Consider the following 25,574-nt stretch of genomic DNA (forward strand, 5'->3'; position numbering starts at 1 on the left):
AGATGCCGCTCAGGGACATAACCGATCTCGAAAAATTGAAGAAGATCAACGCCGCCCTGGTCAGCCGCGTCGAGCGGTCGATGGACCAGCAGGGCAATGCATTCTCGCTGTTCCAGACGGCGATCTCGCTGGAAAACCGGGTGCGTACGCGCACCGAGGAGTTGCACTCCACGCTGCGGCGGCTTGAGCAGTCGAACATCGACCTCAGCGCCGCCAAGGAGAACGCCGAGCTGGCGAACCTGTCCAAGACACGGTTCCTTGCAGCCGCGAGCCATGACGTGCTGCAGCCGCTGAACGCGGCCCATCTGTCCGTCTCCGCGCTCGCCGAAGTGCAGACCAGCGACGAAGGCAGGAAGCTGGTGCGGCAGGTCGAGCGCTCGCTGGAAACGATGGAGGACCTGCTGCGCACGCTGCTCGACATCTCCAAGCTCGATGCCGGCGTGGTGCGGCCCGACATCGGCGACGTCAGCCTCGAGGCGTTGTTCTCGTCGCTGCGCTCGGATTTCCAGCCGGTCGCGGAAATAAAAGGCTTGTCGTTGAAATTCCGGCCGGTCAATGCCGTTGTCCGCTCCGACCGGACGCTGCTGCGCCGCATCCTGCAGAATATTCTGTCCAACGCGCTGGGCTACACGCGTTCAGGAGGCGTTCTCGTCGGCACTCGCCATCGCGGCGATACGATCCGCATCGACGTCGCCGACACCGGCTGCGGTATTCCCGAGGATCAGCGCGAGGTGGTGTTCGAGGAGTTCCATCGCGGCACCTCGCAGGCCGGTGCCGAATTCGACGGCGGCGGGCTTGGGCTCGGCCTGGCCATCGTGCGCCGCATGGCCAGCGCGCTTGGCCACCCCGTGACATTTTCATCGAAGGTCGGACGCGGCACGATCTTCCATATCGATGTCCCCGTCGGCATCGGCGCGCCGGCCGACGCCATCGCCAGCGCCGCCGGCCTGGAGCGGCCTCGCGGCTACGGCCTGTTCGGGACCAAGGTGCTGCTGGTCGAAAACGACACCGAGGTACTGGAGGCGATGACCTTCCTGCTCGAGCGCTGGCAATGCCTGGTGCGATCCGCGACCTCGACCGATGACGCGCTCGACCTGCTCGGCGACACCGACTGGATTCCGGACATCATCATCGCCGACCAGCATCTCGACGACGGCGATCTCGGCACCGCCACCATATCGGAGGTCCGCGACTATCTCGGCCGCGCCGCGCCGGCGCTAATCGTCACCGCCGACACTTCCGAGGACGTTGCGAAGGCGGCCCGGGCCGGCGGCATCGAACTGATGCGCAAGCCGCTGAAGCCGGCACAATTGCGCGCACTGCTGGCGCATTTGCTGGCCTAAGGAGCACCAATGCGTTTTCTTGATTTTTTGGGAAGGCCGGCGGCTCAGCTGCTAACCTCGGCACCATTCAACACCTGGCGATTCAAGCGAACCGTTGACGACGATCTTCCGGACAACAACGTAAACTACGTTGCCGACGGCCACGACCTTTCCTTTGCGTGTGACAGCCATGAAACGATATCAACCATATTCATCGTATCTGACGATTTCGGAGAATTCCTCGGCGGTATTTCCTTTTCGCACAACCGGGAGGAATTGAAGGGTTTCCTTGGAGAGCCCTCGAAGAGCGGGAAACCATATAGCGATCCCATTTTGGGGGAGTACGGGCCATGGGACCGATATGACGACGCCCGTCAGTCAATACATATCGAATACGAGCCTCGAGCAGACAGGATAAGACGAATAACGCTGATGCGGGCCGACGTGGCGCCATGAGATCCAGCACCGAGGGAAAGCTCAAAACCCAGCCTGATCCCGAAACAGCTCCGCATTGTCCAGCTTGGACACTTCGATCACCGCTTGCGTGCGGCTGTAGACGTTGAGCTTGCGCAATATCTCCGAGACATGCGCCTTGACGGTGGTCTCGCCGACCTGCAGCTCATAGGCGATCTGCTTGTTGAGCAGGCCCTGGCGCAGCATCTGCAGCACCCTGAGCTGTTGCGGCGTCAGCGTCGACAGGCGCTGCACCATGTCGGCGCGGTCGCTGCTGTCGGCGTCCCGCGGCGGGCCCTCATAGGTTTCCGGCACATAGATCGCGCCATCCATTACAGAACGTATGGCATTGGCCAGATCGCTCTTGCGCGCCGATTTCGGAATGAAGCCGGCGGCGCCGTAGGAGAGTGCCTCCGAAATGATCTTCGGCTCCTCATAGCCCGATACGATCACCACCGGCAGGCGCGGATGGCGGGTCCTGAGTTGCAACAGCCCGTCGAACCCGTGCACGTCGGGCATGCTGAGGTCGAGCAGCGCCAGATCGAACGGCTTTGCGTCGGCCAGAAGATCGAGCGCTTCCGAGATCGAGCGCGCCTCCACCGTGTCGACCTCGGGATAAGCCATCTGCACGGCGCTGTGCAGCGCCTCGCGAAACAGCGGATGATCGTCGATGATCAGAAATCGGGCGCGATCAGTGGCTGACGTCATGGCGTTGGTTTCGAGCCCCGTTCAGTTTGCGGCATAAGGTAGCCCCGCGATCACGAGCGGATTATTGCCAAATAGTATACCGCCGCCATCTGGATTCCTTGTACGACCTTTTGCGAAGTGCTGCCGCGCCAAATGCGGCGCTTGCCCGGCTCTCGAAATCGGCCGAAGGTGCCGCCTTCCTACATCTATTTTAGAGTTCAACATGACCGCATTCGTTCTACCCGTGCCGCCAACGCCTTCTGTCGCCGTCAGTGGCTCAGCCCAGCGTTTTGCCGTGCGGCGCATCTTTTGCGTCGGCCGCAACTACGCCGCGCACGCCCGCGAGTTCGGCAATGACGAGCGCGATCCGCCCTTCTTCTTCACCAAGCCCGGCGATGCGGTCGTTGATTCCGGCACCGAGATCCCTTACCCGCCGCTGACCGAAAACCTGCATTTCGAGATCGAATTGGTTGTCGCGATCGGTGTAGCTGGTTCTTGGATCGCCCGCGACAAGGCGCTGGACCATGTCTGGGGCTATGGCGTCGGCATCGACCTCACCCGCCGCGATCTGCAGGATGCCGCCAAGAAGGCAGCGCGGCCATGGGACTGGTCGAAGGCCTTCGACCGCTCCGCGCCCTGCGGCCCGCTGGTTCCGGCGCAGAAATCCGGACACCCGGCGAAGGGTCGTATCTGGCTCGCTGTCGACGGCACGGTGAAACAGGATGCCGATCTCGCCGAACTGATCTGGCCGGTGACCGACATCGTCTCGATCTGCAGCGAGGCAGTCGAGCTGCAACCGGGCGACCTGATCTTCACCGGCACGCCCGCCGGTGTCGGCGAGGTCAAGCCGGGAGAGACAATGACCGGCGGCGTCGACGGCATCAGCACGATCGAGATAACCATCGGCCAGCCGAGATCATGAGCGACATCGTCCTGCACAATTACTATCGCTCTTCCACCTCCCACCGGGTGCGGATCGCGCTGGAGATGAAGGGGCTGAGCTATGACTACGTCCCGCATCACCTGCGCCACGGCGAGCATCTGGAGCCCGCCTATCTCGCGCTCAATCCGCAGGGGCTGGTCCCGACAATCGTATGGAACGACGGCATGATGCTGACGCAATCGCTGGCGATCATCGAATTCCTCGACGAAACGCAGCCCCATCCGCCATTGCTGCCGAAGGATCCGTCGGGCCGGGCGCGTGTCAGGATGCTGGCGCAGATGATCGCCTGCGACATCCACCCGGTGAACAATCTGCGCGTGCTGACCTCGCTGCGCACCCTGTTCGGCGCAGGCGACCAGGACATCACCAACTGGTTCCGCCACTGGGTCAACGAAGGCTTCGGGCCGCTTGAAAAGATTCTGGCTTCCTCGCCGTGGACCGGAACATTCTGCCATGGCGAAGCGCCGGGGCTGGCCGACATCTGCCTGGCGGCACAGGTCACCAGCAATGCGCGCTTCGGCGTCGACCTGGCGCCCTACCCGACGATCGCGCGCATCAACGCCGCCTGCATGGCGCTGCCCGCGTTCCAGAAGGCTGCGCCGCAGAACCAGATCGATGCCGAATAGGCAAGCCTGCGGAATTGCTGCCGCTCTGGCGGAATCGATTTCCGCTTGACCGGTCAGGGAATCGTCTATCGTTTCCGGTAGCGTATGCCGTTTCAAGGGTGGAGTTACCTATGAAAGCCGTCGTCTTCGAGAAATTCGGCGAAGCACCGACGATCCAGACCGTTCCCGATCCGAAGCCGACAGCCGACGGCGTCGTCATCAAGGTCGAGGCGACCGGGCTCTGCCGCAGCGACTGGCATGGCTGGATGGGTCATGACGCCGATATCCGCCTACCGCATGTACCGGGCCACGAATTGGCCGGGGTCGTGGTTGCCGCCGGCAAGCATGTCACCCGCTGGAAGGCGGGCGAGCGCGTCACGGTGCCGTTCGCCGTCGGTTGCGGCCATTGCTTCGAATGCACGTCGGGCAATCACCAGGTCTGCGAGCATCAATCGCAGCCCGGCTTCAACGCGTGGGGTTCCTTCGCCGAATATGTCGCCATCGAGCATGCCGACACCAACCTAGTGCGCCTGCCCGACGAGATGGAATTCACCACCGCCGCCAGCCTCGGCTGCCGCTTCGTTACCTCGTTCCGCGCCATCGTCGATCAGGGCCGGGTGAAACCGGGCGAATGGGTGGCCGTGCACGGCTGCGGCGGCGTCGGCCTATCGGCGATCATGATCGCCAGTTCGATGGGCGCCAATGTCATTGGCATCGATCTCTCCGACGAGAAGCTGGACTTCGCCAGGAAGATCGGCGCGGTCGCCACCATCAACGCCTCGACGACGCCGAATGTGGTCAAGGCCGTCAAGCAGATCACCAATGGCGGCGCGCATATGTCGATGGACGCGCTCGGCCACTCGACCACCTCGTTCAACTCGATCGCCAATCTGCGCCGGCGCGGCCGCCACGTGCAGGTCGGCCTGATGCTGGGCGAGCACGCCCGCCCGCAAGTGCCGATGGACAAGGTAATCGCCTTCGAGCTCGAGATCCTCGGCAGCCACGGCATCCAGGCCTATCGCTACCCAGCACTGATGGAGATGATCCGCACCGGCAAGCTCAAGCCCGAACTTCTGGTCGGCAAGAAGATCAGCCTTGACGAAGCCCCGGCGGCGTTGATGGCGATGGGCGGCTTCGAGGGTATTGGGATTGGGGTGGTGACGAAGTTCTAGTCTAGGTGCGGGAATCTCTTCCCGAACTACCGCGCAAATTTCTTCGCCCCGAACACACACGCCACGACGCCGAGCGTGACGACGATCATCAGCGGGCTGACCTTCTCGTGCAGCAGGGTCGCCGCCAGCGCAAGGCCGAAGAAAGGCTGCAGCAGCTGCAACTGGCCGACCGCCGCGATGCCGCCTTGCGCCAGGCCGCGATACCAGAACACGAAGCCGATCAGCATACTGAACAGCGAGACATAGGCGAGACCAATCCAGGCGTTAGAGCCGACACCGGCGAAGGATGGCGGCAGGGTCACAAAGGTCAGCAGCAGCATGATCGGCAGTGACAGCGCCAACGCCCAGCAGATCACCTGCCAGCCGCCAAGCCGGCGCGAAAGTGCGGCCCCTTCGGCATAGCCCAGCCCGCAGACGATGATGGCGGCCAGCATCAAACTGTCGCCGACCGGTGAAGCGGTCACACCCTGCACCAGGGCGAAACCCGCGACCAGCGCGCTGCCCAGACATGAAAACAGCCAGAAGGCCGGGTGGGGACGGTCGCCGCCGCGCAACACACCGAAGATCGCGGTCGCTAACGGCAGCAGGCCGACGAAGATGATGGAATGCGCGGAGGTGACGTGCTTCAGCGCCAGCGCGGTCAAGAGGGGAAAACCGACGACCACACCGAGCGCGACGATCGCCAGGGACAGCAAGTCGCCCCGCTCGGGTCGCTTCTCGCGAAACAAGAGCAGAAGCGCCAGACCGAGCAGGCCGGCTATGGCGGCACGAGACGAGGTCAGGAAGATCGGATCGAAATCCATCACCGCCACGCGTGTCGCCGGCAAGGATCCGCTGAAGATCAACACGCCGATGAAACCGCTCACCCAGCCGCTCACAGCCTTGTCCATGAAAAGCTCCTTCTGTTGTGCCTTCTATCGGGCTCACCCGATGGCGCCACCAGAGACAATGCAGTACAATTCCACAAAACTGTAATGGCCACACGAGGAGTACAGATGGACGAGCAGACCACAAGACTCGATGGCGGCGCGACGCTGGTCGAAAGCGTCATGGCGACCATCCGTCAGCGGATCGCCGCGCGCAGTCTGACACCGGGAGCCAGACTGCCCTCGATCCGGGCCTTCGCAAAGTCCATGCAGGTGTCAAAGTCCACCGTCGTCGAAGCCTATGAGCGGCTCGCCGCCGAGGGCGCGATCCGCTCCCGGCCGGGCTCCGGCTTCTACGCCGCCGGATCGCTGGCGCCGCTGTCGCTGGCCGAGATCGGCCCTCGGCTCGACCGCGCCGTCGATCCGCTCTGGGTCTCGCGCCAGTCGCTGGATGCCAGCGGCGAGGCCCTGAAACCCGGCTGCGGCTGGCTGCCAGCCTCCTGGATGCCCCAGGCCGGGTTGCGCCGCGCCCTGCGCGCGGTGGCGCGTGCCGAAGATATCGCGCTTGCCGATTACGGAACGCCGCTTGGCCTGCCGCCGCTGCGGCAGCTGCTGGCGCGCCGCATGGCCGGGTATGGCATCGAAGCCTCCCCCGAACAGATCATGCTGACGGAATCGGGCACGCAGGCCATCGATCTCCTGTGCCGGTTCCTGATCGAACCTGGCGACACGGTGCTGGTCGACGACCCCTGCTATTTCAATTTCCACGCCTTGCTGCGCGCCCATCGCGCCAAGGTCGTCAGCGTTCCCTATACGCCGTCAGGACCGCATATCGAGCTGTTTGCGCAGGCGTTGGCCGAACACCGGCCGCGCCTCTACATCACCAACTCCGCCATCCACAATCCGACCGGTGCGATCCTGTCGCCAGTCACCGCGCATCGTTTGCTCAAGCTCGCCGACCAGTCGGACCTGACCATCGTCGAGGACGACATTTTCGCCGATTTCGAACACACCCCTGCCCCGAGGCTGGCGGCGTTCGATGGTCTCAGCCGCGTCGTCCACATCGGCAGTTTCTCCAAGACGCTGTCGGCGTCGATCCGCTGCGGTTTCATCGCCGCGCCCCGCGACTGGATCGAGGGCCTGACCGACCTCAAGATCGCCACGACCTTCGGCGGCGGACGGCTGGCGGCCGAACTGGTGCTGACGCTGCTGAAGGATGGCAGCTATCGCAAGCATATGGATTTGCTGCGCGCGAAGCTTGCGCGCGCCATGGTCGAGACCGGCGCCCGGCTGAAGGCAATCGGCATCACGCCCTGGATCGACCAGCCGGCCGGCCTGTTCCTGTGGTGCGGCCTGCCCGATGGCGTTGACGCGGCCGAAGTCGCACGCCGCGCCCTGGCCGACAATGTCGTGCTGGCGCCAGGCAATGCGTTCAGCCTGTCGCAGACAGCGAGCCGTTTCGTGCGCTTCAACGTCGCCCAGTGCGGAGACGAGCGGATTTTCAAAGTGCTTGAAACAGCGATGGCGCACTGATCTCGCGCTGCTTCGCTCAGCGGCCGGCGCAGACCTCCCGCACGCACTCACGCAACCAGCGTTGCGCCGGATCGGCATCCAGGCGCGGGTGCCAAAGCATGGAAATGGTGACTTCCACGGTGGCGACCGGCAGCGCAAAGCTGTGCATCCCGACGCGCGCGCCGGCAGTGTGCCGTTCGGGCACGCTGGCAATCAGGTCCGAGGCGCGTGCCAGGGCGAGTGCCGCCGAGAAACCCGAGACCATGCACACGACCGTCCGCTGCAGGCCAAGCGTGCCCAAGGCTTCGTCGATCGGCCCCTTCTCGCGGCCACGCCGGGAAACGCTGATGTGCCGGCCCGCCGCGTAGCGCTCGGGCGTCACCGTGCCCTCGCTCAGGGGATGGTCTGCTCGCACGGCACCGATGAAGCGGTCGCGAAACAGCGCCTGGATACGCACTTCCGGTCCGGTTTCGCCGGCGACACCGATTTCCAGGTCGATCGCCGCGTCGCGCAGCGACATCGCATCCTTGTCGGACTTCGCAGCGAAACGCAGCCGCACCCCAGGCGCATCGGCTTCGACGCGGGCGACAAGGCGGGCCCCGAACTCCTCGACGAAACCCTCATTGGTACGCAGCGTGAAGACCCTGTCCAGGCGCGGGAGATCAAGCCGCTCGGCGGGACGCAGCAGCACCTCCGCGTCCTGGACGGCCCGGCCGACCTGGTGCCGCAATTCCTCCGCGCGCGGCGTCGCCACCAGGCCGCGCCCGGCTCGGACCAGAAGCGGATCGCCCGTTGCCGCCCGCAACCGCGCCAGCGTCCGGCTCATCGCCGAGGGACTGAGCCGCAGACGGCGCGCGGCCCGCGCCACGCTGCCTTCCGCCAGCAAGGCGTCGAGTGCGAAGAGCAGATTGAGATCGGGTGACGCCATCAATGGTTCATAACATGATGCGGCGTCTCATGCACGAATATGATGCAAATGCTGCGCCTTCCGCCGTGTCAGCCACAAGACTAGATCTCCAACAGCTCCGGTTCGGAGCGAGCGCAAAGGAGATCGCCATGGCAGTCGCGAAGCAAAATCGGGAGAGGCCGATATCAACTTCACAAAAATCCGCCCGCTGGGCACTGGCAAGCCTGTCGCTCGCCACGCTGCTGTCGTCGTTGGGAACCAGCATTGCCAGCGTCGGGCTGCCCTCGCTGATGCAGGCGTTCGCCGCGTCCTTCCAGGCCGTGCAATGGGTGGTTCTGGCCTATCTGCTTGCCATCACCACGCTGATCGTCAGCGCCGGGCGGCTGGCCGACATGTTCGGGCGCCGACCGCTGCTGCTTGGCGGTATCGCGCTATTCACATCGGCATCGGTGCTCTGCGGGCTCGCGCCGACGCTCTGGCTACTGATCGCGGCTCGTGCCATGCAGGGACTTGGCGCGGCGCTGATGATGGCGCTGACGTTGGCGTTCGTCACGGAGACCGTGAGCAAGGACCGGACCGGTAGTGCCATGGGCCTGCTGGGCGCCATGTCCGCCATCGGCACGACACTTGGCCCCTCGCTCGGCGGCTTGCTGATCGCCGGCCTCGGCTGGCGGGCGATCTTCCTGGTCAATGTCCCGCTGGGCCTGCTGACCTTCGCCCTCGCCTGGCGCGCGCTGCCTGCCGGCAACAAGGCAGCCCAACAAGGCAAGTTCGACGCGACAGGCACTGTCCTGCTGGGCTTGACGCTGGCCGCCTATGCGATGGCCATGACGCTTGGCCGGGGTAATTTCGGCGTGCTCAATGTCGGCCTGCTGGCTGTCACCGCCCTCGGCATCGTGCTGTTCGCTGTCGCACAGAGGAGCGTGAAGAACCCTCTGGTCCAGCTTGCCGGCTTCCGGGATCTGCGGCTCAGCGCCAGCCTGGCCATGGGCTTCATCGTCGCCACGGTGATGATGGCGACCCTGGTCGTCGGCCCGTTCTATCTGTCGCGGGGGCTGGGACTCGATGCCGCGACGGTCGGCGTGGTGCTGTCGACCGGGCCGCTCGTCTCGACCCTGTCGGCGCTGCTGGCCGGGCGCCTTTCGGATCGGCTTGGCGCCCACAGGATGATGGTCGCCGGCCTGATCAGCCTCGCCACGGGTACAGCCCTTCTGTCGCTCGCCATGACGACGCTCGGCATTGCCAGCTATGTCGGTCCGATCACCGTCACCTGCTTCGGCTACGCCCTGTTCCAGACATCCAACAACGCGGCTGTCATGAGCGGTGTCGGCGCCGGCGAGCGTGGTGTCATATCGGGGTTGCTCAACCTGTCGCGCAATCTAGGCCTCATCACCGGCGCTTCCCTGATGGGCGCAATATTCGCGGTCGCATCGGCCGGTGCTCGGCACGGAACAGGTCAGGACGTGGTGAATTCCGCCTCGGCCGCCCGGGGAATGCAGGTCACCTTCGAGACGGCAACCGCCCTGGCGCTGGCTGCACTGTTGCTTGCGCTCTTATCGTTGCGCATTTCCGGCCGTCCGCAGCCCGGGATTGCGTGACCTGCGGGGGGCTTTGGGCGGACACCGCTCAGGCCCCTGCCCGTTTACGGCGCTCATAGAGCATGACCAGCGTCTCCGCCGTCAAGGCGGGCTTCTCCTCACCCTCGATCTCGACGGTGTTGGCGGCCTTCATCAGGTACTGGCCAGGCCCTCTGTCTTCCATGGAAAGCAGCGTGGTGCGCAGCCGGATGCGCGCACCGACCTTGACCGGTGCCAGGAAGCGCACCTTGTCGAAGCCGTAATTGAAGGCGGCCTGCGTATTTTCCGGCACGATGCCCATGCCGAGCGCCAGCGCGCCGACGATCGACAGCGTCAGATAGCCATGCGCGATCGTCGTGCGAAACGGGCTCTGCCGCCGCGCCCGTTCGGGGTCGACATGAATCCATTGATGGTCGCCGGTGCATTCGGCGAACTGGTTGATACGGTTCTGGTCGACCGTGGTCCATTCCGAGACGCCGAGCTCCTGGCCGGACATCGTCCTCAACTGCTCGTAGGTTGGCGGCGTTTTAGGCCGTACTTCAGTCATTCCTGCTTTCCCGATAGCTTGCAGCGCCTCCGGACCACGAACTGACTGCTTCTGTCAATTCGTCGCGCATGATTCCGTTCCGCTGAATTCCGGCCGATTCGTGCCATGGCTTGCCTTGCAATGGCAGGTCGAATTCGGATTTTCTGACTGTCAAGAACGGGCGTGAGCGATAGCGTTGCGCTGGTGCAACTATGCGCAAGGTTGCGGGATTGCGAACCGGCGCCCCCGGCCGAAGGCGGAACCGCAGCCCATCGAAGCCTTACTTCTGCCCATAGCCGGCGCGGATTTCCTCCATCGCCTCCTTGATGCGCGCACGTAGGATATCGATCGATTCGGTGCCCGATTCCCTCGCCAATTCGGCCACTTCACCGGCATTTTTCAGGGCGGCCTCGAAGGATTTCTTGGCGAACTCCGTCTGCCTGGCGATGAGTTCCTGGGGGTTCCCCGGCGCCCGGTAGCTCTGCGCCATGTCGGCAACCTCGCGCAGCGTGTCCTGCAGCATCTCGCGTTGTCTTGACAGCAGCGAGGACGCTCCGGCGGCACTGACGCGCGCCGATTTCTCCAAGGCTTCGAGGTTCTTGCGGTGATGGGCGAGGATCGCCTCGACATCGACATTGGGCACCTTCAGGTCACGGCCGAATCTGCCGAACATGTCCATGAAGGAATCGGATTCCGGTTGCTTTGCCATGAGTGTCTTCTCCCCTGTTGCCGCGGATGCGGTGCCCTCGTCGGGAGAATAGCACTGGGCTGCCGTATGTCCATTTCGAACACAGGCCTGGCGAGCGAGGCGCATCAATTGACCGGGAGCAGCAGCTCGATCGTGTAGAGCACGATGCCCGCCAGTCCGCCGATGATCATGCCGTTAAAGCGGATATATTGCAGGTCCCTGCCGATGTTCATCTCGATCAGCCGCGTCAGTTGCGCCAGGTCCCAGCGCTTGACCTGATCGGCGATGAATTTCGACACGCCGCTCTTCTGGCTCTCGACGAAGGAGGCCAGCGCCACGACGAACCCCTGGTTCATGTCGGCCCGGATCTGCGCATCGCCGGCAAGGTGCCGCCCGACCTCGACGAACATGTTGGCGAGATGCGCGCGGATCACCGAATTCGGCGCCTTGGCGTCCTGTTCGATGAACAGGCTGAGGCTCTCCCACATATCGCCGGCCAGCGCCCTGACTTCCGGTCTGGCGAGGAAATCGTGCTTCATCTTCTCGGCACGCCTGGCATACTGCTTCGACGTCCGCAGCCGCTCGACGAAGCCTTGCGCGAATCTGTCGAACTCGGCGCGCATCGGATGGTTGGGATCGGCCCGGACCTCGTCGAGCAGGGAGCCCGCGGAGGCGACGATCTTCTTCAGCAGATAGGCGTCGGCCCTGAACAGGTTGAACAGCGATGGCAGTTCCTCGCGGATCTTCTCGCGCATCGTCGCCAGCGCCTGCTCATCGTTGAGGAAACGGCCGATCACCTTGATGAATTCGTCGAACAGCTTCTGGTGTCGGCGGTCATCGGTGAGTGCCGACAACAGTTCGGCGGCCAGTGGCGCCAACGGCACCTTTTCGATCTGCTCGAGCATGCGGCTGGTGACGAAGCCGCGCAATCCGGATTGCTCGACGGCGGCAAGCGTCTGCGGCACCAGCCGCACGACGAAGCGCGACAGGCCGGCGGCGCGCTCGGCGTCGGCCAGCCAGTCGGCGACCAGCGCTGAAAAATCGACCTCGGCCAGCTTTTCCCGCACCGGTTCCGGCGCCAGGAAGTTGACCTCGATGAAGCGGCCGAGATTATCGGCGATGCGGTTCTGGTTTTCCGGAATGATGGCGGTGTGCGGGATCGGCAGCCCGAGCGGCCGCCTGAACAGCGCCACCACCGCGTACCAGTCGGCGAGGCCGCCAATGGTCGCCGCCTCGGCGAAGGCAGCGACGAACCCCAGCCACGGATAGGTGCCCTGGAACGACTTGGCCAGCGCAAACACCAGCACGCAAAGCGCCAGAGCGGCCGTGGCGATGAATTTGGTTCGCCGCAGCGCGGAGAGTTTGGCGGCCGCGTCGGTGTCGAAACGGACGGGCGCCAGGGACTGGGCCGATTGAGACATGATGAGCCGCTCCTCGTCGATCCCAGCCTATCTAGTGCTTCGGCCGCCAAAATGCCCGCGACGACCGTTTTCCTAAGCTTTTCGCTCCACTGCGCACGTAAAGTTGACGAGAATATTCATCTATCAAACGATGCCAGTCTGGAATTATTCCAAGGTATAAGCCATATTCGGATCGAGGCCAGCGTGGCGAATTCGAATTCCGGATGGGAGCCGCGCGGCAAAGTTTTGGAATCTGGCGTGGGTTGCGCCAGCGCCTAGCGAGGACAAGATGCGGCTAACGCGCCAAACCAACTATGCCATGCGCATCCTGATGTACTGTGCCGCCAACAATGACCGGTTGAGCCGCATTCCAGAGATCGCGGCCGCCTATTCCGTATCGGAGCTTTTCCTTTTCAAGATCCTGCAGCCACTGGTCGAGAACGGCCTTGTCGAGACCGTGCGCGGCAGGAATGGCGGCGTCCGGCTTGGCCGCGCAGCCGAGGCGATCAGCCTGTTCGACGTCGTGCGCGTCACCGAGGAAAGCTTCGCCATGGCCGAATGTTTCGAGAACGATGCCGCCGAATGCCCGCTGGTCGACAGTTGCGCGCTGAATTCGGCGCTGCGCGAGGCGCTCAACGCCTTCTTCGCCGTGCTGGCCCGCTACACGATCGCCGACCTCGTGGCGGCGCGGCCGAATGTGCGCAACCTGCTCGGCATCGACATGCTGGAGCGCCGCGCGCCGGCCGCGTAGTCCACAACGCGGCCTTAGCGGCTCGATTCTTCGTCATTCCAGGGCGGAGCAAGGAGCGAAGCGACGCGCGTAGACCCTAGAATCCATGCCGTAACGTTCGAGCGCCGCTACGATGAAAAACTAGCGACACAGCGCCAGCTCTTCTTCCGGACCGCTGCATTCTTCGTTTGATGTAACGGCATGGATCCTCGGGTCTCCGCGTCCGCTTCGCTCCCGCTCCGCCCGTGGATGACGAAGGGGGAAGGGTTTGGCAAATCTTTCCTCGTGCCGAGCCTAAGCCAATGATTGCGGCAATACGAAAGGCACGCTTCCCGCAGGCAACGCGCCGGTCTCCAGTTCTACGGCACCTATGCGGAAGGCTATCGCTAACCGTCGATCACCGAGACATTGATCAGCGGCAACCATCCCGCGGGAGTGAGCTTTCCGTTCCTGCCCAACCCCAATCTGCGCCCCGAAACCGGCAAGACGACCGAATTCGGGATCAACTACAAGCAGAACGACATCATCAATGTCGACGACTATATCGACGGCGTGACGCTGTCGCCGTTCGCTCCGGGCAGCGGCTGCCCGTTCGGCCCCGGTATCCCGATCTGCTTCAGTATCAGAACTTCGCCAAGGCCGGGATCGACGGCTTCGAACTGGAAAGTGTCTATGACGCGGCCTGGGGCTATGCCGGGCTCTCGGCATCGTTCGTCGATGGTCACACCATATCCTACATGGGCGCCGAGGCCGATCTTGCGACGATCCCGTCCTCGCAGGTGACAGCCCAGCTAGGGCTGCGCTTCCTCGAGGACAAGCTCACCGTCGGCGGCGAAGTGCAGTACAATGGCAAGCCGAAGGGCAATGTGGTGGCCAGGGATTATACGCCGGTCAATGCCTTCGTCAGCTATCAGGCGACCGACGCTCTGAAGGTCGATTTCCGCGCCGACAATCTGTTCGACGTCAAATACGCCAACCCGCTGAACGGCAGCACGACAGCCGCGGTCTATGAACCGGGCATCACGCTGAAGCTGGCCGCAACGATGCGGTTCGGTGGTTGATGATCGTGACGCGCTTGACGGCACCCCTTCGTTTGCTGACCTCGACGCTGGGACTTTCCGTCGTCGAAGGCGCCTGACCACGGCAATGCCATGGAGGCCAGCCGCGCCGGCTCAGGCCGCGGCGAGCAGGCTCGCATTGCCGCCCGCCGCCGTGGTGTCGACGCAGACAGCCCGCTCATGCGCATAGGCCGCCGGATTGAGCACCTCGCTGACCAGCGGCACGATCGGCCCGCCGCGCTCGGCAATCACCTTGCGCACGATGCGCGCCGCCTCGGGCGTTCCAGAAAAGGCGACGACATCGACGCGTAACGAGCGTGCCTCGACCGGATCGGGCCGGCCATCGATCGCCGCCAAAGGCAAGCCCTTCCCGGTCAATGCGGACAGTGCGCCGGGAGCTCCCGGCGCCACGGCCAACACCGCATTGCCGGCGGCGAGCGCCTGGATCGCCTGGGCGAGCAGCGTATCGCCATCTGGACCGAGGCACAGCACCCGACCGCGCGGTGACAGCGATAGCGTGTTGGCCTCGCCGGTCGGCCCGGGCAAATCGACTTGGCCGAAGTCGATGCTGGCGGCGGCAGCGATCGCCGCCGCTCCCTTACCGCGCAGATGCTTGCGCAGGATGGCGATGCGGTCCGGACGGGTCGACCAGCCGCCAAGCGCCGGATCCGGCAGATTGTCGGCCAGTTCGGTCGCCGTCACCTTGTGGCCGTCCAGCACATGCGTACCGGCCTCGGGGCCTTTGCGGAAGCGTCGGAGATAGTGCGGCCCGCCGGCCTTTGGTCCCGTACCGGACAGCCCCTCGCCGCCGAACGGCTGCGATCCCACCACGGCGCCGATCTGGTTGCGGTTGACATAGATGTTGCCGGCATGGATGCCGTCGACGAAATGCTGCACGCGGCCTTCGATACGGGTGTGCAGGCCGAAGGTCAGGCCATAGCCCTTGCGATTGATCGCCGCGATCACCGTATCGATCTCGTCGGCGTCGAACGTCGAAACGTGCAGCACCGGCCCGAACACCTCGCGCTCCATCTCCTCGATGCCCTTGACCCGAAAGACGTGCGGTGCCACGAAGCGGCCGTCCTTCGGAGCTTCGAGCTTGGCGATCAGCCTGCCCTCGAGGCCCTTCTTGGTGCAATAATCGCTGATCGAGGCCTGTGCCTCGTCATCGATGACCGGACCGACATCGGTCGAGATCAGCCAGGGATCGCCGACGTTGAGCGCTTCCATCGCGCCCTTCAGCATCTCCAGCATCTTCTTCTCGACGTCCTTCTGCACATAGAGCACGCGCAGCGCCGAACAGCGCTGGCCCGCACTCTGGAAGGCCGAGGCCAGGATATCGCGTACCGCCTGTTCCGGCAGGGCCGTGGAATCGACGATCATGGCGTTGAGGCCGCCGGTCTCGGCGATCAGCATGGCATCTGGCGCGGCGGTCTCGGCCAGCTGCTTTTCGATCAGCTTGGCGACCTCGGTCGACCCGGTGAAGCAGACACCTGCAATGCGCGGGTCGGCGGTCAGCGGCCCGCCGACCGACGGGCCGTCGCCTGGCAGAAGCTGGATAACGTCTTCCGGCACGCCGGCCTCGCGCAGCAATTCGACGGCGCGGAAGGCGATCAGCGGCGTCTGCTCGGCGGGCTTCGCGATCACCGAATTGCCGGTGACGAGTGCCGCCGCGATCTGGCCGGTGAAAATGGCGAGCGGGAAATTCCACGGTGAAATGCAGACGATGGCGCCCCGCGCCTCGGTGCCCGCTTCGGCATTTGCCGCCTCGGCGGCGTAGTAGCGCAGGAAGTCTACGGCCTCGCGCACCTCGGCGACCCCGTCGGCCAACGACTTGCCGGCTTCGCGGGTTGCCAGCGCGAAAAATTCGACAGCATTGGCTTCATAGAGATCGGCGGCGCGGTTGAGGATGGCGGCACGTTCGGCAACTGGACGTCTAGCCCAGGCCGGCTGTGCTTCCACCGCGATGCGCACGGCGGTCGAGACCTGCTCGGCGGTGGCCTCGTGAACCGTGCCGACCACCTCGCCGGGTTTCGCCGGATTGACGATCGGGCGCTGCTTGCCGGCGCCCGCGGCGCGCGTGATCGGCTTGGCGTGCCAGCGGTCCGGCCCGGCAAAGGCCGCCCTTGCCTTGTCGATTGCCGCGAGCGTCACCGTGTCGGTGATGTCGAATCCCTTCGAATTGCGGCGGCCGGCTCCGAATATCTGGGAAGGCCGGGTAATCGCCGGATTGGCGGCCGGCCCCTGGTGCTCGATCGTCTCGAGCGGATCGCGGGCAATGTCCTCCGGCTCGACATCCTCGTCGGTCAGCTGGTGCACAAAGGAGGAATTGGCGCCGTTCTCCAGCAGCCGGCGAACCAGATAGGCCAGCAGGTCGGAATGCGCGCCGACCGGCGCATAGATGCGGCAGCGCGTGCCTTCGGCCTTGCGCACCGTCTCGTGCAGCGCCTCGCCCATGCCATGCAGGCGCTGGAACTCGAAGCAATCGCGATCTCCCGCCATGGACAGGATGGCCGCGACGGTGTGGGCGTTGTGCGTGGCGAATTGCGGATAGATGCGGTCGGTCATGCCAAGTAGCTTCTTGGCGCAGGCTATGTAGGAGACGTCGGTGTTGGCCTTGCGGGTGAAGACGGGATAGCCGGAAAGCCCAAGCGTCTGCGCCCGCTTGATCTCGGTGTCCCAATAGGCGCCCTTCACCAGCCGCACCATGATGGTGCGATCGTACTTCTTCGCCAGCGCGTAGAGCCAGTCGATGGCAAACGCGGCGCGCGGCCCATAGGCCTGGACGACGACGCCGAAACCATTCCAGCCGGCGAGTTCCGGCTCGGCCAGCACCCGCTCGATCACGTCGAGCGACAAATCGAGGCGGTCGGCCTCCTCGGCATCGATATTGAGGCCCATGCGCGAATGGCGCGCTGCGAGCGCCAGCGTCAGCAGGCGCTCGGCCATGACCGGCAGCATCTCTTCCTTCTGCGCCACCTCATAGCGTGGATGCAGCGCCGAGAGCTTGACCGAGATGCCATGGTTCTGGCGGATGTCGGGGCTGTTGGAACCGGAATCGAGCGAGGAAATGGCGTCGGCATAGGCCCTGTGGTAGCGCAAGGCGTCGGCCTCGGTGCGGGCGGCCTCGCCCAGCATGTCGAAGGAATAGAGATAGCCCTTCTGGATCATCGGCCTGCCGCGCTTGACGGCTTCCGCGATGGTGCGGCCGAGCACGAACTGCTCGCCCATTTCGCGCATGGCGGCGGCGACCGCCTTGCGGATGACCGGCTCGCCCAATCGCCGCACCATCGAACGCAACGTGCCTTCGATGCCGCCCTCGCCCTCGTCGAGTACGCGGCCAGTTAGCATCAGCGCCCAGGTCGAAGCATTGACGAAGATCGAGCTCGAACCGCCAGAATGCGCCGACCAATCGTGCGGCGCGATCTTGTCGGCGATGAGATCGTCCATCGTCTCGGTATCGGGCACGCGCAGCAGCGCCTCGGCCAGGCACATCAGCGCCACGCCTTCCTTGGTGGAGAGGCCATAGGCGGAGAGGAAGACCTCCATGAGCCGTGGATCCGACGAGCCGCGCACCGCCCGCACCAGCTCGGCGGCGCGGGCCGAAATCGCCCTTCGGTTCTCGGCCGAGAGCCCCGTCGTCTCCGCCAGACGCTTCAGCGCCTCGTCTTCGTCGGGCAGGTAGTTGGCACGGATCTGCTGGCGGATGGCGTCGAGCGGCATGGCGGTCCTATGAGCAAGCATAAGGGAGCGGCCCGGCGGTCACCGGACCGAATGGCGCAAGCTAGCACAGGCGCGAATTTTCGTCGGTCCAAAGAAATCGACATTATAGCTCATTTAGTCTATCATAGCGGCATGAATTCATCAAATGGACTATGTTTTTCATGGCAGAAGACCAATTGGACCGGATCGATAGGAACATCCTGTCGGCGCTGGCGAGCAACGGCCGGCTTTCCATGTCCGAACTGGCGGCAAAGGTCGGCCTTTCCAAGACGCCGGTGCAGGCGCGGGTGAAGCGGCTGGAGAAGGACGGCTATATCAGAGGCTACCAGGCGATCATTGATCGGGAGCGCATGGGCGAAGGCCATGTCGCCTTCGTCCAGGTGAAATTGTCGGACACCCGCTCCGCCGCGCTGGACGCTTTCAACCGCGCCGTCCAGGGCGTGCCGGAGATCGAGCAGTGCCACATGATGGCGTCGAGCTTCGACTATCTGCTGAAGGTGCGCACCAGGGACATTGCCGCCTATCGCCGCGTGCTCGGCGAGCGTATTTCGGCCCTGCCTCATGTCGCCCAGACCTCCACCTTCGTGGCAATGGAGACGGTGAAGGATCGATGACCATGATCCCGAAAAGCAGACGCCGGTTTTCGGACGAGATCATGGTCAAACAAGAAAACAGAGCCTATTCCGAAAGCGTCTTCAGGAACGCCACCAGCGCCGCGCGCTCGCGATCCGAAAGCTGCAGCGGATGGATTTCGGATACGCCTTCGACGCTCGGTGCAGCCTTGGCGTAGTGCGCAACCACTTCGTCGAGCGACGAAAACTGACCGGCGTGCATATAGGGCGGGCGTGTTGCCGCGCCGCGCAGCGACGGTGTCTTGTAGCCGCGGATCAGTTCCGGCGCGTCCTTGACCATGAAGCGCAACTCGCCGCAGGAGCTGACGTCGCCATCCCGATACGCGCCGAAGCAGTTGAACGGGTCAGTCTCCACCTGCACTACCGCGTCGATGCGCCCGCGATCCGGCGGCAGGCCCGCAACGGGCGGCACGCCCGTGTTGTGAAAGCCGTTGTCGGTGAAGCGCGGGCCGTTGTGACAGGTCACGCAATTGGCCTTGCCGATGAACAGTTTCAGCCCAAGGATCTCCTCCCTGGAAAAGGCTGCGTCGTCTTTCGGCTCGGCGCCTGTGACGAGGTCCAGCGCAAAGCGGTCGAAACGCGTCTGTGCCGGTTCGATCGAGCGTTCGAAGGCCGCGATCGCCTTGCCTATGTTGGTATAGACGCGGTTGACGGAGTCGCGCTGCGCGTCGCTCATCGCGTTCCAGGCAGCCTTCTCGACATCGCTTCCAATCGGGCTGGCATTGAGCGGAATGCCGGAGAAATCGGGCAGCGGCCCGAAGATGCGCTCATAACGTTCGCCGAAGCGCGCCTTGATGTAGTGCGCGTAGGCGGCGCGGTTGCCCGCTTGCTCCAGCGGGTTTTCCAGCGGCGTCAGCGCTTGCGCCCACAGACTGTCGCGACGGCCGTCCCAGAAGAACCAGGGGTCGCGCGCCACGCCGGCCAGCGCCATGGTGCGGCGGTTGGTGCGGCCGATGCCCACCGCCTGCGGCAGGTCATCCTGGAACTGCCGGTCGATCTTGTGGCAGGTCGAGCAGGACACCGTACCGTCGCGACTCATCCCTACGTCGAAGAACAGCGTCGAGCCAAAAGCCGCGGCCGCCGGCACGTCGGCAAAACGGTTGGTGGTGTCGGGCTTCAGAAGCGGCAGCGTGTTCAACGCCAGAGAAGCGATGGTCTTCTTCTCGGCGTCGGAGAAATCCGGTTTGCCGCAGCCAGCGAGGATGGCCGCCACTGTCAGCGCCAGAAAGAAGAAAAGACGCTTCATCGATCGCTCACAGCACCACGTTGAACAGCACCGTGTCGGAGCCGGCGGTGGCCGAGATGGCGAAGTGCAGCTGCCACCAGCCGCTCATCGTGAATTTCACCCCCTCGATGCGATAGCGGCCGTCGCCGAGATAGTCGGTCGCCTGCGGGCTGGTCGGAAGGCCGTGATTGTGCTGCGGCATTCCCCCGGAGATGGTGATCGCGGCCCCCTCCACCGGCGCACCGGCCTTCGTCTTCAAGGTCAGCAGCCAGGATTCCAGCTCGCCCTGCCGCACGACGCCCCTCTCCGGCGCGAAGCTCGCCATGAACAGCCCGTTGTCCGTGGTCTTTGTCCGCGAGACATCCGGGCCGATGGGCTGTGCCGATTGCGGCGCGGTCAGATAGACGATCGCGAGAACGCCGACCAGCAGAGCAGCCAGACCAAGACCTGCCAGGAGATAACGCCATAACGATGCCAAACCAGTTCCTCTTCTGCGGACAACGTTCTGCCGGGAGGATCGCATCCCGCCAGGCCGTGGGAAACGCTGTGGCGGAAAAAAGCCTGCTTGCCAAGCATGGCGCTGTCGCCGGCAAAAAGCTACAGCACCAAAATCACTGGAGGATTGCAGATGGCGGGAAACGGCGTCGCCTCGATCGGCGAATGCATGCTCGAATTGTCGGGGCAGACCGGCCCCAACTGGCGCATGGGTTTTGCCGGCGACACGTTCAACACACTGTGGGCGCTGCATGCGTTGAGCGGGGACCGGCCGGCAACCTATGTCTCGGCCTTCGGCGACGACCCCTTCTCGCAGGGCCAGATCGGCTTCTTCGTCGAAAACGGCATCGGCATCGGCTCCAGCCCGGTGATACCGGGAGCGCGCCCCGGCCTCTATGCGATCACGTTGACCGGCGCCGAGCGCTCCTTCACCTACTGGCGCGGCGACGCCGCCGCACGGCAGCTCGCGTCGGACGCTGAGGCACTGTCGAAAAGCCTGAAAAATCAGTCGCTTGTCTACTTCAGCGGAATCACTTTGGCAATTCTGGACGAGGCCGCGCGCAAAACGCTGGTGACGGCCCTGGCCAAGGCGCGGGCGGCTGGCTCGCTGATCGCCTTCGATCCCAATTACCGGCCACGGCTCTGGCGCAACCGCCAGGACGCGCAGGCGGCGATCGTCGAAGCGCTTGATGTCACCGACATCGCGTTGCCGACCTTCCCCGACGAGCAGATGCTGTTTGATGATGCATCGCCACGGGCAACCGCGGAGCGGCTCGGGCGACAGGTCGGCGAAGTTGTCGTCAAGAATGGCGAGCAGCCGGCATTGGTTGCCGAAAACGCGACAGTGGAGGATGTGCCCGCGATCCATGTCGCTGCCCCCGCCGACACGACCGGCGCCGGCGATTCCTTCAATGGCGGCTATCTCGCGGCGCGTCTTGCCGGTCATGGCCCTCGGGAAGCCGTCCGCCGGGCCCATCGTGTCGCCGCCGCCGTGGTGCAGGTTAGCGGCGCGCTGGCGCCATTCGAGACTCTGCGAACTGCGTTCGACGGCCTAGGTCCAACCTGATCCTCGGAGATTTAAGGCAGGCGGAACCGGTATTCCGTCACATGGTGGTAGATCGCGCCAGGCCACAGCGTCGCCTGCGGGAAATACGGCCGGTTCGGTGCATCCGGCCATGTCTGCGGCTCCAGGCAGAAGCCGCAGAAAGGCTTGTAGCCGCGCCCCTCCAGCCCGGTGCGCGGCGTCACGTACTGACCAGTGTAGAGCTGAATACCGGGCTCCGTGGTCCAGACCTCCATTTCGACACCTGAACTCGCCCCTTGCGTCCATGACGCCTGCTTCAGCGGCCCACGCGTCGAGGCAAGGCAGAAATTCCGGTCGTAGGGAAGCTGCTCGCCCTCGGTTTCCATGCGCAACGGCCGTGCCTGACGGAAATCATAGGGCGTGCCGTCAACCGGCTTGACCACGCCGGTCGGGATCATGTCGCCATCAACCGGCAGATAGGCGCCGGCATTGAGCATCATCCGGTGGTCGAGGATGTCGCCGGCGCCGCCATCATCCAGGTTGAAATAGGAGTGCTGGGAGAGATTGCACAGCGTCGGCTCCTCGCAGGTCGCCGTCAGTTCGACGCTGAGCGTCCCGGGGATCTTCAACCGGTAGGTGCAAGTGACGTCGAGCGCGCCGGGAAAACCCATCGCACCGTCCGGATCGTGCAGCGTCAGCGTGACGAAGTCCCTGCCATGCAGCGAAACCGCCCACGGCCGATGCGAATAGCCTTGCGAGCCGCCATGCAGCGTATGCTTGCCGAGGAAGTTGCGTTCCGTCTGGTAACGGTTGCCGCCAATCGTGAAGCGGCCGTCGGCGATGCGATTGGCATAGCGGCCAACCACCGCGCCGAAGAAGGCAGTATCGGTTTCATAGGCTTCCAGATTGCCGTAGCCGAGCACCAGCGGTGCATCGTGCCCGGTCAGGCGCAAATCCTGGACGATGGCGCCAAATCCGATGATATTGGCGGTGAGGCCGCCGCCTCTGATCGTGAAGCGGCGCACCGGCTCGCCTGCCTGAGTCGTGCCGAAAACCTCGCCGTCCTTCATCGCCATGCCCGCAAACGCCAGTTGATCCAGAAAAGTTCGGCTGGTCTTCCATGAGAGATGGGAGGGCCAACGGCCTTCCCATCCGGGAAGCTCTATCAGAGGCCGAGGCCGCCGATGCAGACATATTTGGTATCGAGGTAATCCTCGATGCCCTGGTGTCCGCCTTCCTTGCCCAGGCCCGATTCCTTGACGCCGCCGAACGGCGCCTCCGGCGTGGTGATGAGACCTTCGTTGACGCCGACCATGCCGTATTTCAGGCCTTCCATGACCCGGAAAGCGCGGCCGAGATCGCCGGTGTAGAAATAGCAGGCAAGGCCGAACTCGGTGTCGTTGGCGAGCGCGACCGCCTCTTCCTCGGTCTCGAATTTGAACACCGGTGCGATCGGGCCAAAAATCTCTTCCTTCATGAAGCGCATCTTGGGCGTGGCGTCGGCGATCACCGTCGGCTGGAAGAACGAACCGCCAAGCGCATGGCGCTTGCCGCCGGCAACAACCTTACCGCCCTTGGAGGTGGCGTCGGCGATGAATTCCTCGACCTTCTCGACCGCCTTCTCGTCGATCAGCGGTCCCTGTTGCACGCCCTCCTCAAGGCCGGAACCGACCTTCAGTCCGTTGCTGGCCGCGGCCAGCTTCTCGACGAACCTGTCATAAACGCCCGCCTGGACGAGGAAGCGGTTGGTGCAGACGCAGGTCTGGCCGGAGTTACGGTACTTGGCAGTGATGGCGCCCGTGACGGCACGGTCGATGTCGGCATCGTCGAAGACGATGAACGGCGCGTTGCCGCCAAGCTCCATCGACACCTTCTTGACCGTGGTCGACGATTTCTGGATCAGGATCTTGCCGACCTCTGTCGAGCCGGTGAAGGTGATCTTCTTGACCAGCGGATTGGCGCAAATCTCATCGCCGATCTCACCGGCGGCGCCGGTCAGGATGTTGACGACGCCCTTGGGGAAGCCGACTTCCTCGACGAGCGCCCCCCAGGCGAGACCCGAATACGGCGTCTGCGAGGCCGGCTTGACGACGGCGGTGCAGCCGGCGGCCAGGGCCGGACCGAGCTTGCGGGCCAGCATCGAGGACGGAAAATTCCACGGCGTGATAGCGGCGATGACGCCGACTGGCTCCTTGGTCACCAGGATGCGGCGGTCCGCCCACGGCGACGGTACGATGTCGCCATACGCGCGGCGGCCTTCTTCGGCAAACCACAGGATATAAGCAGCGGCCGAACCGATCTCGCCCTTCGATTCGAATAGCGACTTGCCCTGCTCGATGGTCAAGAGTTCAGCCAGCACGTCCTGATTGTCCATCATCGCGTCATGCAGCTTGCGCAGCAGCTTCGAGCGCTCGAGAGCGGTGGTCTTGCGCCAGGTCTTGAATGCCTCATCGGCGGCTTCGATGGCGCGGCGCGTTTCGGCCTTGCCCGACTTCGGCACCGTGCCGATCTTGAGACCGGTGGCCGGGTTGGTGACGTCGACCGTCTGCCCGCTGTCGGCCGGGACCCATTCGCCATTGATGAGATTGGCCTGCCGCATGAAATGGCTGGTTTTCTGAAGCATGGTCTATCCTCCGTTCGGCGCGCTAACGGGCCGGTCTGTGAATTCTGCGTGAAGCGTGCGCATGACTGGAACCTGCTCTTTACCTAGGGCAAGGCCCGCAAGCAATCGCAAGATGGCATATAGGGCTTGGGCCAGCCCATAACGAGAGCAACCGTGGTTCGCTGAAGGGTGTGTATCGACATATCCTACCCAAAGACCTGCAAAACAATCGTCAGCCAGAAGGCCGTGGTAACGGCGGCAAAAGCGGTGGCGATCGTCATCTGGTTCGATGCCAGCGCCTGGCCGGTGTTGAACTGCACCGCGATAAGATAGGAATTGATGCCGGACGGCAGCGCCGCCACCACGACGGCCACCTTGGCTGTCAAGGGCGGCAGGCCGAGCAGCCAGACGAAGCCCAGAACCAGCGCCGGCATCAGGAACAGTTTCAGCGCCGAAAGCGCCAGTGCCGGCCGCACATTGCCCGATATGCCGAAGCGGCGCAGGCTGAGCCCCATGGCGAACAGCGCCACCGGCCCGGCGGTGTTTGCCAAGGCCTCGACCAGCCGCATCATGAGGGCCGGCAATGGCACGCCGCCGAGCCGCCACGCCAGCCCCAGGAGAATGCCGATGATCAGCGGGTTGATGAACAGCCGCTTCAGGAAACTGTGCAGGACCCGCAGCGGATGCACATGCTCGCCACTGCCGCGGCCGAACATTTCGAACAGCACGATCGACGCCATCATCATGATCGGCAGGTGCACGCAAACCAGCAACGACAGAACTTCGAAGCCACTCGGGCCGAATATGCCGAGGATGAAGGGAGCGCCGAGCAGCACGATGTTGGAAAAGGCTGACGAGACGCCTCCGACGACGCCGGCGCGGGCATCGCGTCCGAATATCCGCGTGATGACGACATGGCCGGCGGTCCAGGTGATCGCCGCCGCTGTGAAGTAGGCGCCCCACAGCGGCCAGGGCGCCACGCCGAGGAAATCCGCCTTCACCATGGTCTGGAACAAAAGCAGCGGCATCGCCACCGAAACCGCGAAATCGGATATGCCCTCGCCGCTCGCCGGCCTGAGATAGCCGGTAAGCCCGGCGAGATAGCCGAGCGCGACCAGGCTGAAGACGAAGAGGACGGTTTCTGTGAGCGGAGACATTTTTCAGGGATAGGCGAGCCATGCCCGGGGCGCAATCGCGGCAATATCCACAGTAGCTGCCCCAGCGATGACCACCGGAATATCTGAAAGTCGGCGAACTCTTCTGGAAACGCAACGTATGGTTTGTCATCTTGCCGGCCAGAAGATCGATCTGGTGAGGAAGCAACTCGCTAAAAAGTGAGGCTCGGAACGCGGCCGGTTCTTGGCTTGTCTTTGTGTCTGCCTTCCAATGCCTATATGCGAATCGTCGGAGGCCGATGCCGGGCTCCT

24 protein-coding genes are annotated in these 25,574 nt (G+C 64.0%); 11 read left to right on the forward strand and 13 right to left on the reverse strand.

What is annotated here, in order from left to right; translation table 11 throughout:
* Positions 1-2 precede the first annotated feature (2 nt).
* Together FJW03_RS10620 and FJW03_RS10625 are read left to right on the forward strand one after the other, a co-directional pair.
* On the forward strand, positions 3-1,343 hold the full coding sequence (locus tag FJW03_RS10620; protein ID WP_140763269.1) for a hybrid sensor histidine kinase/response regulator: 1,341 nt from the start codon (positions 3-5) through the stop codon (positions 1,341-1,343).
* A gap of 9 nt (positions 1,344-1,352) precedes the next feature.
* A complete protein-coding gene (locus FJW03_RS10625; RefSeq protein WP_140763272.1) occupies positions 1,353-1,778 on the forward strand; it encodes a hypothetical protein in 426 nt (141 codons plus the stop codon).
* A 21-nt stretch (positions 1,779-1,799) separates the two neighbouring features.
* Here FJW03_RS10625 and FJW03_RS10630 read toward each other — a convergent pair whose 3' ends face one another.
* Positions 1,800-2,483: a response regulator gene (locus FJW03_RS10630; protein ID WP_140763275.1), complete on the reverse strand. Its 684-nt coding sequence runs from the start codon at positions 2,481-2,483 to the stop codon at positions 1,800-1,802.
* Positions 2,484-2,685: 202 nt separating this feature from the next.
* Between FJW03_RS10630 and FJW03_RS10635 the strand changes: the two genes are divergently transcribed.
* The 3 genes from FJW03_RS10635 to FJW03_RS10645 all read left to right on the forward strand — a co-directional run bounded on the left by FJW03_RS10635 (position 2,686) and on the right by FJW03_RS10645 (position 5,182).
* Entirely contained in the window at positions 2,686-3,384 is a 699-nt protein-coding gene (locus FJW03_RS10635) for a fumarylacetoacetate hydrolase family protein (protein ID WP_140694268.1), read from the forward strand.
* Positions 3,381-4,031, forward strand: a complete 651-nt coding sequence (maiA, locus tag FJW03_RS10640) for a maleylacetoacetate isomerase (RefSeq protein ID WP_140763278.1) — start codon at positions 3,381-3,383, stop codon at positions 4,029-4,031. The genes FJW03_RS10635 and maiA overlap by 4 nt, the downstream gene beginning before the upstream one ends.
* 110 nt (positions 4,032-4,141) lie before the next feature.
* Complete coding sequence (locus FJW03_RS10645; RefSeq protein WP_140694263.1) at positions 4,142-5,182, forward strand: zinc-dependent alcohol dehydrogenase family protein; 1,041 nt, start codon at positions 4,142-4,144, stop codon at positions 5,180-5,182.
* A gap of 26 nt (positions 5,183-5,208) precedes the next feature.
* Here the strand turns inward: FJW03_RS10645 and FJW03_RS10650 are convergent, their stop codons facing one another.
* Positions 5,209-6,072 carry a DMT family transporter gene (locus FJW03_RS10650; protein WP_140763282.1) on the reverse strand — a complete coding sequence of 288 codons (864 nt, stop codon included), beginning with the start codon at positions 6,070-6,072 and terminating at the stop codon, positions 5,209-5,211.
* A gap of 105 nt (positions 6,073-6,177) precedes the next feature.
* Here FJW03_RS10650 and FJW03_RS10655 point away from each other — a divergent pair, with 105 nt between their 5' ends.
* The gene (locus tag FJW03_RS10655) at positions 6,178-7,581 is read left to right on the forward strand and encodes a PLP-dependent aminotransferase family protein (RefSeq protein ID WP_140763285.1); all 1,404 of its coding nucleotides are present in this window, start codon (positions 6,178-6,180) and stop codon (positions 7,579-7,581) included.
* 16 nt (positions 7,582-7,597) lie between these two features.
* On the opposite strand, the gene FJW03_RS10660 is transcribed toward FJW03_RS10655, so the two are convergent.
* The gene (locus tag FJW03_RS10660; protein WP_140763288.1) at positions 7,598-8,488 is read right to left on the reverse strand and encodes a LysR family transcriptional regulator; all 891 of its coding nucleotides are present in this window, start codon (positions 8,486-8,488) and stop codon (positions 7,598-7,600) included.
* 128 nt (positions 8,489-8,616) lie between these two features.
* Between FJW03_RS10660 and FJW03_RS10665 the strand changes: the two genes are divergently transcribed.
* Entirely contained in the window at positions 8,617-10,065 is a 1,449-nt protein-coding gene (locus FJW03_RS10665; protein WP_140763291.1) for an MFS transporter, read from the forward strand.
* A 28-nt stretch (positions 10,066-10,093) separates the two neighbouring features.
* Here the strand turns inward: FJW03_RS10665 and FJW03_RS10670 are convergent, their stop codons facing one another.
* From FJW03_RS10670 to FJW03_RS10680, 3 genes are all read right to left on the reverse strand, one after another.
* Positions 10,094-10,591 (reverse strand): MaoC family dehydratase, encoded by a 498-nt coding sequence (locus FJW03_RS10670; protein WP_140763294.1) that lies wholly within the window; start codon positions 10,589-10,591, stop codon positions 10,094-10,096.
* Positions 10,592-10,850: 259 nt separating this feature from the next.
* Positions 10,851-11,279 carry a phasin family protein gene (locus FJW03_RS10675; RefSeq protein ID WP_140763298.1) on the reverse strand — a complete coding sequence of 143 codons (429 nt, stop codon included), beginning with the start codon at positions 11,277-11,279 and terminating at the stop codon, positions 10,851-10,853.
* A gap of 104 nt (positions 11,280-11,383) precedes the next feature.
* Entirely contained in the window at positions 11,384-12,679 is a 1,296-nt protein-coding gene (locus FJW03_RS10680; protein WP_140607595.1) for a DUF445 domain-containing protein, read from the reverse strand.
* Between the two features lie 268 nt (positions 12,680-12,947).
* On the opposite strand from FJW03_RS10680, the gene rirA reads away from it, so the two are divergent.
* Complete coding sequence (rirA, locus tag FJW03_RS10685) at positions 12,948-13,409, forward strand: iron-responsive transcriptional regulator RirA (RefSeq protein WP_137934645.1); 462 nt, start codon at positions 12,948-12,950, stop codon at positions 13,407-13,409.
* 518 nt (positions 13,410-13,927) lie between these two features.
* Here the strand turns inward: rirA and FJW03_RS30335 are convergent.
* Positions 13,928-14,113 carry a hypothetical protein gene (locus tag FJW03_RS30335; protein ID WP_413466527.1) on the reverse strand — a complete coding sequence of 62 codons (186 nt, stop codon included), beginning with the start codon at positions 14,111-14,113 and terminating at the stop codon, positions 13,928-13,930.
* On the opposite strand from FJW03_RS30335, the gene FJW03_RS30340 reads away from it, so the two are divergent.
* Positions 14,033-14,449, forward strand: coding sequence for a TonB-dependent receptor domain-containing protein (locus FJW03_RS30340; protein WP_413466504.1), 417 nt, complete (start codon positions 14,033-14,035; stop codon positions 14,447-14,449). The two genes, FJW03_RS30335 and FJW03_RS30340, sit on opposite strands and share 81 nt — an antisense overlap.
* A 111-nt stretch (positions 14,450-14,560) precedes the next feature.
* Here the strand turns inward: FJW03_RS30340 and putA are convergent, their stop codons facing one another.
* Positions 14,561-18,169 carry a bifunctional proline dehydrogenase/L-glutamate gamma-semialdehyde dehydrogenase PutA gene (gene putA / locus FJW03_RS10695; protein WP_140763389.1) on the reverse strand — a complete coding sequence of 1,203 codons (3,609 nt, stop codon included), beginning with the start codon at positions 18,167-18,169 and terminating at the stop codon, positions 14,561-14,563.
* 161 nt (positions 18,170-18,330) lie between these two features.
* On the opposite strand from putA, the gene FJW03_RS10700 reads away from it, so the two are divergent.
* Positions 18,331-18,783: an Lrp/AsnC family transcriptional regulator gene (locus FJW03_RS10700; protein WP_140763301.1), complete on the forward strand. Its 453-nt coding sequence runs from the start codon at positions 18,331-18,333 to the stop codon at positions 18,781-18,783.
* Between the two features lie 64 nt (positions 18,784-18,847).
* Here FJW03_RS10700 and FJW03_RS10705 read toward each other — a convergent pair whose 3' ends face one another.
* Positions 18,848-20,047, reverse strand: coding sequence for a cytochrome-c peroxidase (locus tag FJW03_RS10705; RefSeq protein ID WP_140763304.1), 1,200 nt, complete (start codon positions 20,045-20,047; stop codon positions 18,848-18,850).
* Between the two features lie 7 nt (positions 20,048-20,054).
* Positions 20,055-20,504 carry a FixH family protein gene (locus FJW03_RS10710; RefSeq protein ID WP_140607599.1) on the reverse strand — a complete coding sequence of 150 codons (450 nt, stop codon included), beginning with the start codon at positions 20,502-20,504 and terminating at the stop codon, positions 20,055-20,057.
* A 150-nt stretch (positions 20,505-20,654) separates the two neighbouring features.
* On the opposite strand from FJW03_RS10710, the gene FJW03_RS10715 reads away from it, so the two are divergent.
* Positions 20,655-21,587: a sugar kinase gene (locus FJW03_RS10715; protein ID WP_140607600.1), complete on the forward strand. Its 933-nt coding sequence runs from the start codon at positions 20,655-20,657 to the stop codon at positions 21,585-21,587.
* Between the two features lie 11 nt (positions 21,588-21,598).
* On the opposite strand, the gene FJW03_RS10720 is transcribed toward FJW03_RS10715, so the two are convergent.
* From FJW03_RS10720 to FJW03_RS10730, 3 genes are all read right to left on the reverse strand, one after another.
* Complete coding sequence (locus FJW03_RS10720; RefSeq protein ID WP_140763307.1) at positions 21,599-22,621, reverse strand: aldose epimerase family protein; 1,023 nt, start codon at positions 22,619-22,621, stop codon at positions 21,599-21,601.
* 89 nt (positions 22,622-22,710) lie between these two features.
* The gene (locus tag FJW03_RS10725) at positions 22,711-24,168 is read right to left on the reverse strand and encodes an NAD-dependent succinate-semialdehyde dehydrogenase (protein ID WP_140694237.1); all 1,458 of its coding nucleotides are present in this window, start codon (positions 24,166-24,168) and stop codon (positions 22,711-22,713) included.
* A 185-nt stretch (positions 24,169-24,353) separates the two neighbouring features.
* Positions 24,354-25,304: an AEC family transporter gene (locus FJW03_RS10730; RefSeq protein ID WP_140763310.1), complete on the reverse strand. Its 951-nt coding sequence runs from the start codon at positions 25,302-25,304 to the stop codon at positions 24,354-24,356.
* Positions 25,305-25,574 lie beyond the last annotated feature (270 nt).

Source organism: Mesorhizobium sp. B4-1-4, assembly GCF_006439395.2.
Classification (GTDB): Bacteria; Pseudomonadota; Alphaproteobacteria; order Rhizobiales; family Rhizobiaceae; genus Mesorhizobium.

Bases quoted from the DNA above. Each gene is read 5' to 3' on its own strand.
- FJW03_RS10620 (WP_140763269.1), top strand. From the start codon at position 3: ATGCCGCTCAGGGACATAACCGATCTCGAAAAATTGAAGAAGATCAAC.
- FJW03_RS10625 (WP_140763272.1), top strand. From the start codon at position 1,353: ATGCGTTTTCTTGATTTTTTGGGAAGGCCGGCGGCTCAGCTGCTAACC.
- FJW03_RS10630 (WP_140763275.1), bottom strand. From the start codon at position 2,483: ATGACGTCAGCCACTGATCGCGCCCGATTTCTGATCATCGACGATCAT.
- FJW03_RS10635 (WP_140694268.1), top strand. From the start codon at position 2,686: ATGACCGCATTCGTTCTACCCGTGCCGCCAACGCCTTCTGTCGCCGTC.
- maiA (WP_140763278.1), top strand. From the start codon at position 3,381: ATGAGCGACATCGTCCTGCACAATTACTATCGCTCTTCCACCTCCCAC.
- FJW03_RS10645 (WP_140694263.1), top strand. From the start codon at position 4,142: ATGAAAGCCGTCGTCTTCGAGAAATTCGGCGAAGCACCGACGATCCAG.
- FJW03_RS10650 (WP_140763282.1), bottom strand. From the start codon at position 6,072: ATGGACAAGGCTGTGAGCGGCTGGGTGAGCGGTTTCATCGGCGTGTTG.
- FJW03_RS10655 (WP_140763285.1), top strand. From the start codon at position 6,178: ATGGACGAGCAGACCACAAGACTCGATGGCGGCGCGACGCTGGTCGAA.
- FJW03_RS10660 (WP_140763288.1), bottom strand. From the start codon at position 8,488: ATGGCGTCACCCGATCTCAATCTGCTCTTCGCACTCGACGCCTTGCTG.
- FJW03_RS10665 (WP_140763291.1), top strand. From the start codon at position 8,617: ATGGCAGTCGCGAAGCAAAATCGGGAGAGGCCGATATCAACTTCACAA.
- FJW03_RS10670 (WP_140763294.1), bottom strand. From the start codon at position 10,591: ATGACTGAAGTACGGCCTAAAACGCCGCCAACCTACGAGCAGTTGAGG.
- FJW03_RS10675 (WP_140763298.1), bottom strand. From the start codon at position 11,279: ATGGCAAAGCAACCGGAATCCGATTCCTTCATGGACATGTTCGGCAGA.
- FJW03_RS10680 (WP_140607595.1), bottom strand. From the start codon at position 12,679: ATGTCTCAATCGGCCCAGTCCCTGGCGCCCGTCCGTTTCGACACCGAC.
- rirA (WP_137934645.1), top strand. From the start codon at position 12,948: ATGCGGCTAACGCGCCAAACCAACTATGCCATGCGCATCCTGATGTAC.
- putA (WP_140763389.1), bottom strand. From the start codon at position 18,169: ATGCCGCTCGACGCCATCCGCCAGCAGATCCGTGCCAACTACCTGCCC.
- FJW03_RS10700 (WP_140763301.1), top strand. From the start codon at position 18,331: ATGGCAGAAGACCAATTGGACCGGATCGATAGGAACATCCTGTCGGCG.
- FJW03_RS10705 (WP_140763304.1), bottom strand. From the start codon at position 20,047: ATGAAGCGTCTTTTCTTCTTTCTGGCGCTGACAGTGGCGGCCATCCTC.
- FJW03_RS10715 (WP_140607600.1), top strand. From the start codon at position 20,655: ATGGCGGGAAACGGCGTCGCCTCGATCGGCGAATGCATGCTCGAATTG.
- FJW03_RS10720 (WP_140763307.1), bottom strand. From the start codon at position 22,621: ATGGCGATGAAGGACGGCGAGGTTTTCGGCACGACTCAGGCAGGCGAG.
- FJW03_RS10725 (WP_140694237.1), bottom strand. From the start codon at position 24,168: ATGCTTCAGAAAACCAGCCATTTCATGCGGCAGGCCAATCTCATCAAT.
- FJW03_RS10730 (WP_140763310.1), bottom strand. From the start codon at position 25,304: ATGTCTCCGCTCACAGAAACCGTCCTCTTCGTCTTCAGCCTGGTCGCG.